Genomic DNA, 15,233 nt, shown 5'->3' with positions numbered 1-15,233 from the left:
CCGGATCCCGATCCGGCCTTAGCATGCCCTCCGACCACAGAGTCCCATGGACCAGCCTTCCGATTCGATCACGGCCGCGATCCTCGTCATCGGCGACGAGATCCTGTCGGGGCGCACCAAGGACAAGAACATCGGCACCATCGCCGATTTCCTCACCGCCGCCGGGATCGATCTGCGCGAGGTGCGGGTGGTGCCGGACGAGGCCGCGATGATCGTGGAGGCGGTGAACGCCCTGCGGGCGCGCTACACTTACCTGTTCACCACCGGCGGCATCGGCCCGACCCACGACGACATCACCGCCGATTGCGTCGCCGAGGCCTTCGGGGTCGGCATCGACATCGACGAGCGGGCGCGGGCGATGCTGCTGGAGCGCCACAAGCCCGAGGATCTGAACGCGGCCCGCCTGCGCATGGCGCGGATCCCGTTCGGCGCCGACCTGATCCCCAACGCGGTCTCGAAAGCCCCGGGCTTCCGCATCGGCAACGTCCACGTCATGGCCGGCGTGCCGAGCGTGATGCAGGCCATGCTCGACGCCATCGCGCCGACCCTCAAGGGCGGCGCCGCGATGATCTCCGAGACCATCGAGGCGGCCGGTCTGCCCGAAGGGAACTATGCGGGCGAGCTCGGCGAGATCGCCAAGGCGCGTCCGGCCGTGTCGATCGGCTCCTACCCGGCGATGACGCCCGACGGGTTTCGCAACCGGATCGTCGTGCGCAGCCGGGACGCGCAGGCGCTCGCGGAAGCACGCGACGCCGTCGCGGCTCTGGTCGCACGGCTCTCGGCCTGAAGGCCCATCATCCGGTCGGGTAGCGTCGCGGAGCTGAGCGGATGATTCGGAATCGGAACGACCGGGCCGACAAGGAGGCGCGGCGCGACGCGCTGCTGAAGGAGGTCTCCGAGGTCGGCCGGCCCGACGCCTACGTGCTGCACGAGGTCATACGGCTCGGCGGCGACGAGGAATTGCGCCGCCACGGCTTCGCCCTGTTCATTTCCGCCTTCGCGGCAGGCTTGAGCATCGCGCTGTCGCTGATCGTGCCGGGGGTGCTCAAGAGCCATCTGCCCGAGGCCGATTGGGTGAAGATCGTCACCACAATGGGCTATTCGGTCGGCTTCCTGGTGGTGGTCCTGGGGCGTCAGCAGCTGTTCACCGAGAACACCATCACGCCGATCTTGCCGCTGCTGCACGACCGCTCGATGAAGACCGCGTTCCGAGTCGTGCGGCTCTGGTTCATCGTCCTGTGCGGCAACATCCTGGGGACGCTCGCCATCGCCACGGTGCTGGCCCATGCCGGCGCCTTCGAGCCGCCGGTGCTCAAAGCCTTCGCCGCGATCAGCCACGACGCCCTCGGACACGGGTTCTGGTCCACCTTCGTGAAGGCGGTGTTCGCCGGCTGGATGATCGCCCTGATGGTCTGGTTCCTGCCCGCGACCGGCGGCGCCGCCCCCTTCGTGATCATGCTGATGACCTGGCTGGTCTCGCTCTGCGGGCTGGCCCACATCGTCGCCGGCTCGGTGGAGGCCTTCTTCCTCCTGGTGACCGGTGCCGCCTCGCTGGAGGATTACGGGCTGCACTTCTTCCTGCCGACGCTGCTCGGCAACACCATCGGCGGCGTCACCCTGGTGGCCGTTTTGAACTACGGCCAGGTCGCGCCGCAGGTGGAGGAGACCAAGGAGGTCGAGGGCGAGCGACCCGACTGATGAGCACGCTCAGTCCAGGCTTACGGGCGGACTGATCAGATGGTCGAGGTCGTCGAGGATCCAGGTCATCGTTCCGCGTAAGGGCCCGTACAGGCCGATCTGGTGCTGGCGGTACAACAGGTCGTGGGTGAGCCGCGCCGAGAGGCCGTTCAGCCGGCCGCCACCGAACGTGTAGCGCCCGAGGGTGCCCCAGCCGTTGAAATCGGCCAGCGAGACGATGGCGCCCTTCTCGACATAGTGGAACGGCGGCAGCTCCGTCGTCGCGGTGTCGCCCCGGGCGAGCGCACGCCCGAGGTGCGACGCGAGGTGCTGCGCCTGCTGGCGCGCCGCCTGGGCGGTGGCGGGGACCGGCTTGCCTGTCTTGGGATCGACCTGGCTGGCGCAATCCCCGAGGGCGACGATCGCCGGATCCCGAGTCGTGCGCAGATCGGGACCGACCACGAGCTGGCCGGTGCGCGAGTGTTCCAGCCCCTCGACCGAGCCGAGCACGTCCGGCGCCTTGACCCCGGCCGCCCAGACCTTGAGCCCGGCGGCGATGCGGCTGCCGTCCTTCAGGGTGAAGCCCTCCGCGTCCGCACCCGTGACCATGGCGCCGGTCCGGACCTCCACGGCGAGGTCGGACAAGGTGCGAGCGGCCGCCCGGGAGACCCGCTCGGGGAAGGCCGGCAGGAGGCGCGGGCCGCTCTCGATCAGGGTCAGCCGCAGGCGCCGCGGCAGGTCGGGGGAGCCGTAGGCCGAGGCCAAGTTGATCGCGTGCTTCAGTTCCGCGGCCAGCTCGACGCCCGTGGCGCCGCCGCCGACGATGGCGATCTCCAGCATCTCCGGGCTGTCGAGCCGGGCCAGGAGATGGCGCCGCAACTGTCGGTGGAACGACTCGGCCTCGGTGAGGTCGTCGATGGTCAGGCAATGCTCGGCGACCCCGGGGGTGCCGAAATCGTTGGCCCGGCTGCCTATGGCGAGGACCAGGAGATCGTAGCCGAGATCGGCCTCCGGCCGCCCCTGCGCCGCCTCCACCGCGAGCCGCACCCGCCGGGCCGGGCGGTCGATCCCGATGAGGGTGCCCGGCTGGAACCGGAATCCGTTGCGGCGCGCCTGTGCGAAGAAATCGACCTTCTGGCGGTCGGGCCGGGCGGTGCCGGCCGCGAAGGTGTGCAGCATCGGCTTCCAGACGTGGGACAGGCTGCGATCGGCCAGCACCACCTCGGCCTTGCCGCCTCGCCCGAGGCTGGTCGCCACCTCGATCCCCGCAACCCCGCCGCCGATGATCACGATCCGCGCTCGATCCGCCATGCCGTCTCCAGGATTTTTCGCTCCCGGTGAACGCAGGGCGGTGGCCGATGTTCGCGGCTTGAATTACGCGGCGCTCGAGGCTCGCTCAGTCGGACTCGGCGCGATGGAGCCGATATTCCTGCGTGATACCGCCATAGCCATAGGCCGCCGCTCGACTATCGATGATGTGGATGTTCGAATGCGGGTGCAGGTTGCCGATGAGGCTCGAAAGGAGGTCGAATGCGGCTCTGTGGAAATCGGCCTTCTCGGCCTTCGTGTTCGTCTCGTCCGTGATCTTCACCTCAAGACGGAACGCTTTCTTGCCGAGCTCGGACAACGGTCGTCCTGCGATGAACCATTGATCATCCGACTGATACTGAACGATCATTGCCGTGCGGTTCAACTCTTTCTTGAGGACACGACAGGTCAGCGCAGAGATGTCCTCGGCGAGGCGACGGGTCAGATGTTGATCGGGCTGCCCCGATACAGTCAGTGTGATACCGGGCATCTCGACTCCTACCTGTTGCGTTACGGCCGAAGCCAGCATGCCGCGCGGCTTGTGATCACAAAAGCGGGAAGATACGATACCATCCATCGGTTTACCGAATGGATGAATGGCCCAGCTGTTCGATCTTGACCGCCTCAAGGCTCTGGTGATGATCGCGGAGACGGGCAGCCTGTCATCGGCCGCGCCGCTCCTGTGCCGCTCGCAATCGGCGGTCAGCGAACAGATCCGCAAGCTCGAAAAAATGTGCGGCGTCCCGCTGCTCGTTCGCGGCAAGACCGGTGCGAGCCTGACGCCAGCGGGCAAGCGCCTCGTCGCCCATGCGCGCGAGTTGCTCGCCCTGAGCGACGCTGCTTACAGGGACATGCAGGGCGCTCGACTGGCCGGCGACCTACGTCTGGCGATCACGGACTATTTCCGGCCGCAAGCCTTGCCGGGCATCCTTCGGCGCGTGCGCGAGCGGTTTCCTCGGCTGCGCATGCATGTCTCGATCCAGAAAAGCGCCCGGATCGAAGAGGAGGCCGCGGCAGGATCGTTCGATATCGGACTTTCGATGACCCTGCTGGCCGGGGATCGATCCAGCATTCACGACAGCAAAGATTACATCCAATTGCGCCGCGAACCCCTGCTCTGGGTTGCCGATCAATCCTTCCGCATGGGAGAGACGGATATCCTTCCGCTCGTCGTCTTGCCCGACACCTGTTCGCTGCAACGCTTCATCGTGAAGACGCTCGACGCCCATTACGTCCCGTATGCGATCGGGCATTCAGCTTCCGGGATCGGCGGATTGCATCTCGCGCTCGCGGCAGGCCTGGGCATCACCTGCCTCAACGCGTCCGCTGTGCCCGAGGGCGCCGTCACGCTGACCGGGAACCCGCGGCTGCCGCCTCTGCCGGAGGTCGCGTTCTGCCTGGTCCCATCGCGCCCTGGCGCGCCATCCGTCATCTTGGAGGCCAGAGCCATGCTGGCCGAACACTTGGCCTGACGGACATCTTGCGGGGAGGGACGATCTCAAACGCGCGTCGTCTCGTGCCGGGTCCCGGGTCGCATTCCGCTTCCGCTGCATGCGCCCAGGACGGGGATTGCGCGAGACCGGCACCGCTCCGCTCCGTCAGTCTCCATTGTGATGGCGCTCGGGGCCGGCCGATTACCGAAAGGCCGCTCGAACGAAAAAGCCGCCCGAAGGCGGCTTCTTGTAGACCGGATGACGTTTGGAAAAAATCAGGACCGGAGGCGGGTCCGGACCTCGCCGAGGCTGGCGCGGATCAGGCCCTGGGCCGCGTCGCCCTGCATCCGCTCGCGCAGGATCGTCTCCGAGACCTTCACGGCAGCCTCTGCGGCGGCGGCGCGAACCTGGGCCTCGGCTTGGGCCTCGGCCTGCGAGATCTTCAGCTCGGCCGCCTTGGTGCGCCGGGCCAGGAAGTCGTCGAGCTTGCGATGGCCCTCCTCGGCGGCGCGCTTGGCTTCCTCGCGGGCGCCGGCGATGATCGACTCGGCCTCCTTCTCGGCCTCGGCGCGGCGGCGCTTGAAGTCCGCCAGCACGGTGGCGGCCTCCTCGCGCAGGCGCTTGGCCTCGTCGAGCTCATGACGGACGCGGTTGGCGCGGCCGTCGAGGCCCTTGGTCATGGCCGAGAAGCCGCCGGCCTTCCAGGCGATGCCGAGGAAGATGACGAACGCGACGGCGACCCAGAATTCGGCTTCGAGCAGCATCGTGGGTTCCCGTTCAGTGTGCGGTGGCGTCGAGGGCGCGATTCAGGGTCGCCGGATCGGGCGCCTGGCCCGTCAGGCGCTCCACGATCGCCGATGCGGCCTCGCCGGCGATGCTGCGGACATTGCCCATCGCGGCCTCGGTGCGGGTGCGGATCGTCGCCTCGGCGGACGACAGCTTGGCGTTCAGTTCGGCTTCGAGTGCCTTGCGCTTGGTCTCGGCCTCGGCCGCCAGCTCGTTCCGGGTGGTCTGAGCGATGTCGCGGGCCTTGCCCTGGGCGTCGCGGAGCGCGGTCTCGTAGGCGATGCCGGCGGCGTCGGCCTCGGTCTTCATCGCCTGGGCCTGGTCGAGATCGGCGCGCAGGCGCTCGGCGCGGGCGTGCAGGATCGCCTGGATCCGCGGCAGCGCGACCTTGTCCATCAGGTAATAGAGGAGACCGAAGGCCAGCGCGAGCCAGATCAGCTGCGACAGGAAACCGGAGGTCTCGAAGGGTGGGAAGGCGCCGCTATGCGCCTCCGTGTGCTCGACATGGCCGGGCACGATCTGCGTGTCGGCGCCCGGGGGCGGCGTGGTGAGGGAATTCGGCTGCGCCATGGGACCGCTACACTGACACCGTTCGCAGGATCACCGCCGACGCGGTGACGGAAGAAGGCGGACGCCTCGCTCGCGAAGCGCCCACCTGGTGGTCGGGCGGTGGACTGCCCGGTGGAGGCCGCGTCGTCCGCGGCCCCCGAAGCGCGTCGATCAGACGGCGAAGAGCAGCAGCAGCGCGATGAGCAGCGAGAAGATGCCCAGCGCCTCGGTCAGGGCGAAGCCCAGGAGCAGGGTGGCGCGCTGGCCGTCGGCCGCGGAGGGGTTGCGAAGGGCGCCGGCAAGGAACTGACCGAACAGGTTGCCGAGGCCGATGCCCGCACCCGCCATGCCGAGGCAAGCGAGGCCGGCGCCGATGTACTTCGCAGCGACGGGATCCATGATAACTCCTGAGGTCTCTTCAGATCGAAACGTGCGGTGACGTTCGCGGCGGGTGGAGCCGGCCAAGTCCGGAGGCCGGGGTGAAGCTGGGCGGCCGGGGCGTTCGCCTAGTGGCCGGGATGGAGCGCGTCGTTGAGGTAGATCGCCGTCAGCGTCGCGAAGACGTAGGCCTGAAGCGCCGCGACGAGGAACTCGAGGGCGGTCAGGGCGATCGTCAGGAACAGCGGAAGCGGCGATAGCACGCTCCACGCACCCGCGAGAAGAAGCTGGACCACGAAGAACGCGAAGATCTTCATCGCGATGTGGCCGGCGAGCACGTTGGCGAACAGACGGACCGAGAGGCTGATCGGCCGCGAGACGAACGAGATGATCTCGATCGGCACCAGGATCGCCAGCAGCGGCTTCGGCACGCCCGACGGCACGAACAGCCCGAAGAAGTGCGTACCGTGCTTCATCACCCCGTAGATCACCACGACCGAGATCACCAGGGCGGCCAGCCCGAAGGTGATGATCAGGTGGCTGGTCACAGCGAAGGCGTAGGGGATCATCCCGAACAGGTTCAGGATCAGCACGAACATGAACAGCGAGAACACCAGCGGCATGAAGCGCTTGCCGCCGTCGCCGGTGGCCTGGTGCAGCGTGTCGGCGATGAACTCATAGAAGATTTCGGCCAGAGACTGCATCCGCCCCGGCACCACCGAGCGCGACGCCGTCGCCACCACGGTGATCAGCGCGATCACACCGACGGCGGCGAACATGTACAGGGCGGATTGCGTGAACGCGAGTTGCTGATGGCCGATATGGCCGAGGGATACGAGCGGCTTCAGCTCGAACTGCTCGATCGGGTCGATCGTGACCGCCATTCTCGCTTCCGCCCCTCTTGATCCGGCGCGCCGATACACTCGGCCGCCTCAAACCCCTGTCGACCGGCGTGCCTTATGGCTCTTGCCGGTCGCCTCGTCCGGGACGCGCGCCGGCAAAACCTGACACCCGCATCACGTTGTAGATCCCCGCCACGAACCCCAGCATCAGAAGGACGATCAGGCCCCAGGGTTTCGTCCCGAAGACATGATCGACGATCCAGCCGAGAATGCCCCCCGCGATCACGCCCGCGACGAACTCCGTGGAGATCGTCATGGCCTGACCAAGCGAGGAGGGCCCGGTGCCCCGAGGCCGCAAGGAAGGATCGGGAGCGGCTTGCGGCCGCTTCCGTTCGATCTGCGTCTCGAGACGTCTGAGCCTCGCGGAGAGTTCGCTGTCCGTCGGCGTTCCCTCGGTCCCGTTCCCGTCCCTGGAATCGTCGCCGCTCACGGCTGAAACTCACAGGGCGGGAGGATCTGAAACCGGCTGGACGCCCCCATCAAGCGGGCGCACCATAGTTTCGCCTATCTTGAGTGTCAAGGCGACGCCGATACATAGTAACCCTTTGACGGATATGGTGATTTCGGCTTTTGGCCCGGTCCAGGGCGTGGTGCTTCGCGCATCGCCCCGCACAGCCGATCAAGCGCCAAGGATCGGCTTGATCACCTTCTCCATGCCGTCGATCGTCATCTCGCCGGTGTAGCGCTCGCCGTTGATGAAGAAGGTCGGCGTGGAATCGACCTTCATCACGTCCAGCCCGCGCTGCTTCACGGCGTTGACCGCGCCGTAGACCTTCTGGTCCTTCAGGCAGGCCTCGAACGTGTCCTTGGTGTAGCCGGCCTGCCGCAGCATCTGCTCCAGGGCGTCCACGGGCTTCTGGGTGAAGGCCCAGGCCGGCTGCTGGTCGAACAGCAGGTCGGTGATCGGGTAATACTTGGCATCGCCCTGGCAGCGCGCCAGCATGAAGGCTGCCGTCGCCAGTGGGTCGAGCGGGAATTCGCGCAGGGTGAAGCGGACCTTGCCGGTGTCGATGTAGCGCTCCTTGAGCACCGGCCAGGTGGTGCGGTGGAACGCGGCGCAGTGCGAGCAGGTCATCGAGGCGTATTCGATGATCATGCACTTGGCATCCGCGGGGCCGAGCCAGACATCGCCGAGCGGGCCGGGCTGCATCAGCGCCGCCAAGTCGGCGTTCTGCGCCCAGGCGGAGCGCATGAGATAGGGCATGGCGAGGCCGGCGCCGAGCGCGAGGCCGGTGAACTTGAGAGCGTCGCGTCGCGTGGTCATGGGCAGGCTCCGCCGGATTAGTTCGGTCTTGGCGTCCCGGTTCGGTACGCGGGCGCGGCTCTCCTGGCAAGGCGACGGAATCGCCGCCGGATCTTGCGGCTCAGCGCTCCGGCCGGGTCGCCACGGCCGCGATCCCGAGCCGGTCCAGGGCGGCGCGCAGGCCGTCATCCTCGATCGCCGCCACGGCGCGCTTCACCTCCACGGCCCGGGACGGGTCGATTCCGGTGCGCGGCGCCGGCCGGCCGCCGCGGCCGACCCGGTCCTGCTGCAGCACGATGCGGGAGACGCAGGCCCAACCGTAATGGGCGTTGATGCGCTGGATCACCACTGGCGCAAGATGCTGGAGCTCGATGGCGAAGACGCCCTCGACGCGGACCACCAGCGTCCCGGATTCGGGTGTGTCGCCATCCTTGCGGCGGCGCTTCGGCCATTCGAGCTTCGACGGCCGGCAATAGCGCGCCAGCCGCTCGCCGACGATCTCCGGCCAGGCGGCGAGGATGTCGGTCGACGCGAAGCCCTGCGCCGCGAAGGCCGGCCCGATGCAGCTCTCGATCAGCTCGGCCAGCGGTTTGACGCGCGCCATGGTGGTTCGGGCCTCGCCCATCTCGTGAGTCGCACGAGGTTAGCGCAGCTTCGTTGACGAAGGGAGCACGCGCTGACGTTTCACGGCCCTATGATCGGCCGGCCCCTCCGTTTATGCAGCCTGGCCCATGCCGACCTGCCCACCCACGGATTCCGGGTCCGGTCCCGGACCACGCGCCGACGACCTGCTCGCCTGGTACGACCGGCACCGCCGGGTCCTGCCGTGGCGCGCGCTCGCCGGTGAGGTGCCCGATCCCTACCGGGTCTGGCTCTCCGAGGTGATGCTCCAGCAGACCACGATCGCGGCGGTGCGACCGTATTTCGAGCGCTTCCTGACGCGCTTTCCGGATATCGACGCGCTGGCCGAAGCCCCCGAGGAGGCGGTGATGTCGGCCTGGGCCGGGCTCGGCTACTATTCCCGGGCGCGCAACCTCCATGCCTGCGCCAAGACGGTCGCCGCCGCGGGCCGTTTCCCCGATACGGCCGAGGGCCTGCGCAAGCTCCCGGGAATCGGCGCCTACACGGCCGGTGCGATCGCGGCCATCGCGTTCGAGCGAGCGGAAGCCGCGGTCGACGGGAACGTCGAGCGGGTGCTGAGCCGGGTCTTCGCCGTGGAAGCGCCGCTACCCGGCAGCCGCCCGGAGATCCGCCGGCTGACGCAAGCCCTGGTGCCGCCCGACCGGCCGGGCGATTTCGCCCAGGCACTCATGGATCTCGGCGCGACGATCTGCACGCCCAAGCGCCCGGCCTGCGCGCTCTGCCCCTGGATGCTGCCCTGCCAGGCCCGGGCGCTCGGCACGCAGGACACGTTCCCGCGCAAGATCAAGCTGGCGAAAGGGGCGCTCCGCCGCGGCGCGGCCTTCGTGGCGATCCGCAGCGGCGACGAGGCTGTGCTGCTGCGGACGCGCGCGCCCGAAGGACTTCTGGGGAACATGGCCGAGCCGCCCGGCAGCGCCTGGGAGCCGGATTACGACGTGGCTTCGGCCCTGCTGGACGCGCCCCTCGACGCCCGATGGAAGCGCCTGCCGGGCCTCGTCCGCCACGGCTTCACGCATTTCCCGCTGGAGCTGACCGTGTTCTCGGCCCGGGTCGCGCTCTCGACCCCGACGCCCCCGGGAATGCGCTTCACCCCGCGCGCTGCGCTCGACGACGAGCCGCTGCCCGGCCTGATGCGGAAGGTGCTGGCCCACGCCTTCGATCCGAAGCCGGAGCCCGAGAAGAAGCCGCGCGGCCGCCCGAAGAAGGAACCGCCGCCGATGCCGCTGCTCGCGGCCATGGAGGCGCCGATCACGATGGAGGATCCGGAGCCGCGGCCGAGCGTGCGCGCAGTCCCCAAGCCCCGGCCGAAACCGGCGCCGGAGCCGCCGCCGGACACGGACGACTTTTTGGATGGCGAGCCCGAGGCGCCGCCGGCCCCGGTGCGCGCCCGGCTGCCGACGCGCCGGCCGAGCGCGGCGCGGCGTCGCTAGATGCAAAGGTAACGGGTTCCCAAAGGGCGAGCCCTTTGGTGGGGTTTGGGGCAAAGCCCCAAGCTATTCGCAGGGCTCCGCCCTGCACCCGCCAAAGGGCTGAGCCCTTTGGGAGCCCATGGCCGATACGGGGACGGCTCAGCCGTTCGCCATCGCCTGGCGCAGCCCGGCCCGATAACTGTCGATCACCACCGGCTTGCCGGAGCGCTCGACGTGCCAGAAGGTCCAGCCGTTGCAGGCCGGGAGGCCCTGGACCAGGGCGCCGATCTTGTGGATCGAGCCAATCACCAGGCCGTTGTCGAGCTGGCCGTCCGGACGCACCGTAGCGCGGAAACGGCGGCGCTCGTCGGTGACGATTTCACCCGGGCGGATATGCCCGGCCTCGATCACCGAAAGGAACGGCACCCGCGGCTCGGCGCGCTTCGTCGGCGCCACCATGAGGGCGGCCTTCGACAGCGGCTGGACGGCGGCGATCCGCTCCATCGCGGCCTTCGCGTAGGTGGCCTCGCGCTCGATGCCGATGAACCGGCGGCCGAGGCGCTTGGCGACGGCGCCGGTGGTGCCGGTGCCGAAGAACGGATCGAGCACCACGTCGCCGGGATTGGTCGCCGCCATCAGGGTCCGGGCGAGCAGGGCCTCGGGCTTCTGGGTCGGATGGACCTTATGGCCCTCCGCATCCTTCAGCCGCTCCTCGCCGGTGCAGAGCGGGATGAACCAGTCCGAACGCATCTGGAGGTCTTCGTTGCCCCCCTTCAGCGCGTCGTAATGGAAGGTGTAGCCCTTCGACTCCGCCGAGCGCGAGGCCCAGATCAGGGTCTCGTGAGCGTTGGTGAAGCGCTTGCCGCGGAAGTTCGGCATCGGGTTGGCCTTGCGCCAGACGATGTCGTTGAGGATCCAGTAACCGAGATCCTGCAACGCGCTCCCGACTCGGAAGATGTTGTGGTACGACCCGATCACCCAAAGGGTTGCGTTCGGCTTCATCACGCGCCGGCAGGCGGCGAGCCAGTCCCGGGTGAAGGCGTCGTAAGCCTCGAAGGTCGCGAACTTGTCCCAGTCGTCGTCGACCGCGTCGACACGGCTCTGGTCCGGACGCAGCAGGCCGGCATCGCCGAGCTGCAGGTTGTAGGGCGGGTCGGCGAAGACGCAGTCGACGCTGGACGCCGGCAGCGCGTTCATGGCCGCAATGCAATCCCCGACCAGCACTTGGTCGAGGGGGAGGGGACGCTGGACGGGTACGAGACCCATCCGTGGCGCCGACGCGGGCCGCCCGGCACGCGAGACCTGTTTCCGGGCGACGGCGTCGGCAACCACGGTACGCGGGGAAGCCATGGCAAACACCGGTTACGCGACTGACCGGCAGACCATGCGTCGGACACGGTAAAGGTCGCGTTGTCGAAATTGCCCGGCCGGCGTCCCGTTCTGGGGCTGCAGTTTTTGCCTACCGTGAACCCAACCAGTCATTCCGTAGTCGAGGCGTGTGTGTCGCACCGCGTTGACGCGTGCCGTCTCTTGCGCCGATCCGTCTTAACTGGCCGCCGAACCGTCGTTTAGCGCCCAATCCTTTTGCGATGCACGGAATGACACATGTCGGCCTCCGGCAGGGTCCGCCTCCACCTCAGCGGGATGCTGGGTCACGCCCGGCGCAAGCCTTGGGACAATAAGCCGATCTAAGGATCAACCTGCGGCCCGTCGATGCGACTTGCCGATTACCGCGCACGACAGTCGACGATACAAATTAAGTCGAGACCGAAAATATCCCGCAGTAAAACCCTAAGTCATCTTCATGACCAGGCAAAAACAGGCCAAAATGTGACCTGAACCCGCCTTGAAATCCCGCCATATTCCGGTCGATTTCTGAAACGACTGGCGCCGCCCCGGTAACAACAAGGGAATGCGGGAAGAATGACATCTGGTTTCGGTAAGTTCGTGGCCACCGTTGGAATGCTGTCTGCCATCGTCGGAACGACCCTCCCGGCTGCCGCCCAGAGCGGCGCGGCCTCCTGGTACGGGAGCGGCCATCGCACCGCGAACGGCGAGCGTTTCAACCCCAACGGACTGACCGCTGCCCATCGCAGCCTGCCGTTCGGAACCCGCGTCCGCGTCGAGAACCGCCGGACCGGTCGCTCGGTGGTGGTGCGGATCAACGATCGCGGCCCGTTCGTGCACGGCCGCATCATCGACCTCTCGCGGGGCTCGGCCCGTGCGCTCGGCATGGGCGGCACGAGCTACGTCTCGCTCCAGGTCCTCAACTGAGCATCCGGTGCTGACGGCTTCCAGGTCGAACACGTCCTGAAGCCCTGCGGCCTCCCGACGTTGTCTGCGGCATCGGGAGGCCCCATGTGCTGCGAAAGCAGCCCGGATCCAGCCGACCCATGCCCAAACCCCTGATCGTCGACATCCCGCACGACCTCGGCCGCGACGAGGCCAAGCGGCGCCTCGAGCACGGTACCGACCAGGCGCGAGCCTTCCTGGCCAAGAGCGGCGTTACGGTCGACCAGCTCGCCTGGACCGGCGACCGCCTCGATTTCGGCGTCTCGGCCATGACTCAGAAGATCGGCGGCACGATCGATGTCGGCGCCGAGAGCGTACGCCTCGAAGTGAAGCTGCCGTTCCTGCTCGCCCTGTTCGCCGAGAAGATCCAGAAGGTGGCGAGCAAGGAAGGCAATCTGCTGCTCACCAAGAAGTAGCGGCCCGGAACTCCGGCCTCAGGCCCTCGTTGCTGCCCGAACGGCGCGGAACAGCGCCGCGGGCCCTCTGGAGGAGAACCATGCCAGACTTCACCCTCGCCGATCCGGGCCAAGTCCCCGAGGTGCCGCCGCAGCCCACGCCGGCGCCCGACACCCCGTACGATCCGCCGCAGGCGCCGACGCAGCCGCCCGGCCCCGAAATCCCCGGCAACACCCCGGCCGAGGCGCCCGGCATTCAGCCGCCGGAGATTCCGGTCAACGATCCGGGTCCGCCGGAAATCAGCCCGCCCACCGGGCTGGCCAACCCGATTGCCTGAGGGACGGGGGCGCCGTTTGAACCGGACGCCTGGCACTGCCATAAGCCCGGCATGGCCGTTCCCCCACTTCTGACCCTCCAGGACGTTGCGCTCACCTTCGGCGGCACGCCGCTGATCAACCGCGCCGACCTGACCATCTCCCCCGGCGAGCGCACCTGCCTCGTCGGGCGGAACGGCTCGGGCAAGTCAACGCTCATGAAGATCGCCGCCGGCCTGGTCGAGCCGGACAAGGGACGGCTGTTCGTCCAGCCCGGCACCACGATCCGCTACCTCGCGCAGGAGCCGGATTTTTCGGGGTTCTCCAACACCCTGGACTTCGTCGAGGCCGGCCTGCCGCCGGGCGAATCCGCCCATCGCGCCAGATACTTGCTGGAAAGTCTCGGCATGACGGGGGCCGAGGATCCGAAAAAGCTCTCGGGCGGCGAGGGGCGGCGCGCGGCGCTGGCCCAGGCGCTCGCCCCCGAGCCCGACGTGCTGCTGCTCGACGAGCCGACCAACCATCTCGACCTGCCGGCGATCGAGTGGCTGGAAGCGGAGCTGCGCGGAACCCGGGCCGCGATGGTCCTGATCAGCCACGACCGGCGGTTTCTCTCCGCGTTATCGCGCGCCACGATCTGGCTGGATCGCGGAGAGACGCGAAGAATCGAGCAGGGCTTTTCGAATTTCGAAGCCTGGCGCGACGCATTCTTCGAAGAGGAGGAGCGGGACCAGCACAAGCTCGACCGCAAGATCGCCGCCGAGGAGCACTGGCTGCGCTACGGCGTCACGGCCCGCCGCAAGCGAAACGTCCGCCGCCTCGGCAACTTGCACGAGCTGCGCCAGAATCGCCGCGACGTCCGCCGCCCGGTGGGCAGCGTCAGCATGAACGCCTCCGATGCCGAATCCTCCGGCAGTCTCGTGGTCGAGGCCCGGGAGATCAGCAAATCCTACGGCGAGAGGACCATCGTTGACGGCTTGTCCCTGCGGGTGATGCGCAGCGACCGGCTGGGCATCGTCGGGGCCAACGGCGCCGGCAAGTCGACGCTGATCAACCTGCTGATGGGCCGGCTCGCCCCCGATTCGGGGCAGGTCGTGCTCGGCACCAACCTGATGCCGGTGGTGCTCGATCAGGCCCGGGCGACGCTGGAGCCCGGCATGACTGTCACCGAGGTGCTCACCGGCGGCAGCGGCGACAGCGTCACGGTGAACGGCCAGAGCCGCCACGTGGTCGGCTACCTCAAGGATTTTTTGTTCGCCCCCGAGCAGGCCCGGACCCCGGTCTCGGTGCTGTCCGGCGGCGAGCGCAACCGCCTGTTGATCGCCCGCGCATTGGCGCAACCGGCCAACCTCCTGGTGCTGGACGAGCCGACCAACGACCTCGATCTCGAGACCCTCGACCTGCTGCAGGAGATGCTCGGCGACTACCAGGGCACGCTGATCCTGGTGAGCCACGACCGCGACTTCCTCGACCGGGTGGCCAGCAGCGTGCTGGTCTCCGAGGGCGCCGGCCGCTGGGTCGAATATGCCGGCGGCTACAGCGACATGCTGGTCCAGCGCGGGCAGGGGGTCGAGGCGCGCACGGTCGCGCCCACGAAGAAGGAACCGCGCGAGCGGACGGCTTCGGCCGCCCAGCCGGCCGGAAAGCCGAAGCTCGGCTTCAAGGACCAGCACGAGCTGAAGACGCTCCCGGCCCGCATCGCGAAGCTGGAGGCGGCGATCGCCCAGCTCAAGACGATCCTCGACGATGCCGACCTCTACGCCCGCGACCCCGCCCGGTTCGACAAGGCCACCGCCATGCTGGCCCAGGCCGAGACCGAGCTGTCGCAGGCGGAGGATCGCTGGCTGGAGCTGGAGATGCTGCAAGCGGGGTGACGCCAGCCCTTGACATATTATAGGAAATAT

The 15,233-nt window shown here is 68.1% G+C and carries 18 protein-coding genes; 8 read left to right on the top strand and 10 right to left on the bottom strand.

The features are described 5' to 3' along the window. The first annotated feature begins 46 nt into the window (after positions 1-46). Both MKK67_RS27155 and MKK67_RS27150 read left to right on the top strand, forming a co-directional pair. Positions 47-787, top strand: coding sequence for a competence/damage-inducible protein A (locus tag MKK67_RS27155; RefSeq protein WP_243971360.1), 741 nt, complete (start codon positions 47-49; stop codon positions 785-787). A 41-nt stretch (positions 788-828) separates the two neighbouring features. Next, the gene (locus MKK67_RS27150; protein WP_243971358.1) at positions 829-1,698 is read left to right on the top strand and encodes a formate/nitrite transporter family protein; all 870 of its coding nucleotides are present in this window, start codon (positions 829-831) and stop codon (positions 1,696-1,698) included. A 9-nt stretch (positions 1,699-1,707) separates the two neighbouring features. On the opposite strand, the gene MKK67_RS27145 is transcribed toward MKK67_RS27150, so the two are convergent. Together MKK67_RS27145 and MKK67_RS27140 are read right to left on the bottom strand one after the other, a co-directional pair. Further along, a complete protein-coding gene (locus MKK67_RS27145) occupies positions 1,708-2,988 on the bottom strand; it encodes an NAD(P)/FAD-dependent oxidoreductase (protein WP_243971355.1) in 1,281 nt (426 codons plus the stop codon). Positions 2,989-3,073: 85 nt separating this feature from the next. Continuing rightward, positions 3,074-3,562 (bottom strand): tautomerase family protein, encoded by a 489-nt coding sequence (locus tag MKK67_RS27140; RefSeq protein ID WP_243971352.1) that lies wholly within the window; start codon positions 3,560-3,562, stop codon positions 3,074-3,076. A gap of 19 nt (positions 3,563-3,581) precedes the next feature. On the opposite strand from MKK67_RS27140, the gene MKK67_RS27135 reads away from it, so the two are divergent. Continuing rightward, positions 3,582-4,457 carry a LysR substrate-binding domain-containing protein gene (locus tag MKK67_RS27135; protein WP_243971350.1) on the top strand — a complete coding sequence of 292 codons (876 nt, stop codon included), beginning with the start codon at positions 3,582-3,584 and terminating at the stop codon, positions 4,455-4,457. 236 nt (positions 4,458-4,693) lie between these two features. Here the strand turns inward: MKK67_RS27135 and MKK67_RS27130 are convergent, their stop codons facing one another. The 7 genes from MKK67_RS27130 to MKK67_RS27100 all read right to left on the bottom strand — a co-directional run bounded on the left by MKK67_RS27130 (position 4,694) and on the right by MKK67_RS27100 (position 8,880). Next, positions 4,694-5,179 (bottom strand): ATP F0F1 synthase subunit B, encoded by a 486-nt coding sequence (locus tag MKK67_RS27130; protein ID WP_243971709.1) that lies wholly within the window; start codon positions 5,177-5,179, stop codon positions 4,694-4,696. Positions 5,180-5,195: 16 nt separating this feature from the next. After that, entirely contained in the window at positions 5,196-5,774 is a 579-nt protein-coding gene (locus MKK67_RS27125) for a F0F1 ATP synthase subunit B' (protein ID WP_243971348.1), read from the bottom strand. A gap of 150 nt (positions 5,775-5,924) precedes the next feature. Beyond that, entirely contained in the window at positions 5,925-6,152 is a 228-nt protein-coding gene (locus MKK67_RS27120) for a F0F1 ATP synthase subunit C (RefSeq protein WP_007566773.1), read from the bottom strand. Positions 6,153-6,259: 107 nt separating this feature from the next. After that, positions 6,260-7,015 carry a F0F1 ATP synthase subunit A gene (locus MKK67_RS27115; RefSeq protein ID WP_243971346.1) on the bottom strand — a complete coding sequence of 252 codons (756 nt, stop codon included), beginning with the start codon at positions 7,013-7,015 and terminating at the stop codon, positions 6,260-6,262. Positions 7,016-7,088: 73 nt separating this feature from the next. Next, entirely contained in the window at positions 7,089-7,463 is a 375-nt protein-coding gene (locus MKK67_RS27110) for an AtpZ/AtpI family protein (protein ID WP_243971344.1), read from the bottom strand. Positions 7,464-7,652: 189 nt separating this feature from the next. Next, positions 7,653-8,297, bottom strand: a complete 645-nt coding sequence (locus MKK67_RS27105) for a DsbA family protein (protein ID WP_243971342.1) — start codon at positions 8,295-8,297, stop codon at positions 7,653-7,655. A 100-nt stretch (positions 8,298-8,397) separates the two neighbouring features. Next, the gene (locus tag MKK67_RS27100; RefSeq protein ID WP_243971340.1) at positions 8,398-8,880 is read right to left on the bottom strand and encodes a DUF721 domain-containing protein; all 483 of its coding nucleotides are present in this window, start codon (positions 8,878-8,880) and stop codon (positions 8,398-8,400) included. 127 nt (positions 8,881-9,007) lie between these two features. Here MKK67_RS27100 and mutY point away from each other — a divergent pair, with 127 nt between their 5' ends. Beyond that, positions 9,008-10,348, top strand: a complete 1,341-nt coding sequence (gene mutY, locus MKK67_RS27095) for an A/G-specific adenine glycosylase (RefSeq protein WP_243971338.1) — start codon at positions 9,008-9,010, stop codon at positions 10,346-10,348. A 138-nt stretch (positions 10,349-10,486) separates the two neighbouring features. Here the strand turns inward: mutY and MKK67_RS27090 are convergent, their stop codons facing one another. Then, positions 10,487-11,677, bottom strand: coding sequence for a site-specific DNA-methyltransferase (locus MKK67_RS27090; RefSeq protein WP_279595006.1), 1,191 nt, complete (start codon positions 11,675-11,677; stop codon positions 10,487-10,489). 573 nt (positions 11,678-12,250) lie between these two features. Between MKK67_RS27090 and MKK67_RS27085 the strand changes: the two genes are divergently transcribed. The 4 genes from MKK67_RS27085 (at position 12,251) to MKK67_RS27070 (ending at position 15,203) form a co-directional block, all read left to right on the top strand. After that, positions 12,251-12,601, top strand: coding sequence for a septal ring lytic transglycosylase RlpA family protein (locus MKK67_RS27085; RefSeq protein WP_409568447.1), 351 nt, complete (start codon positions 12,251-12,253; stop codon positions 12,599-12,601). A gap of 119 nt (positions 12,602-12,720) precedes the next feature. After that, positions 12,721-13,035, top strand: coding sequence for a polyhydroxyalkanoic acid system family protein (locus tag MKK67_RS27080; protein WP_243971335.1), 315 nt, complete (start codon positions 12,721-12,723; stop codon positions 13,033-13,035). 80 nt (positions 13,036-13,115) lie between these two features. After that, the gene (locus tag MKK67_RS27075; RefSeq protein ID WP_243971333.1) at positions 13,116-13,352 is read left to right on the top strand and encodes a hypothetical protein; all 237 of its coding nucleotides are present in this window, start codon (positions 13,116-13,118) and stop codon (positions 13,350-13,352) included. 51 nt (positions 13,353-13,403) lie between these two features. Beyond that, positions 13,404-15,203 (top strand): ATP-binding cassette domain-containing protein, encoded by a 1,800-nt coding sequence (locus tag MKK67_RS27070; protein WP_243971331.1) that lies wholly within the window; start codon positions 13,404-13,406, stop codon positions 15,201-15,203. Positions 15,204-15,233 lie beyond the last annotated feature (30 nt).

This window comes from Methylobacterium sp. J-072 (assembly GCF_022829425.1).
Taxonomy (GTDB): Bacteria; Pseudomonadota; Alphaproteobacteria; order Rhizobiales; family Beijerinckiaceae; genus Methylobacterium.
This window is presented reverse-complemented; position numbering and strand designations above follow the sequence as displayed.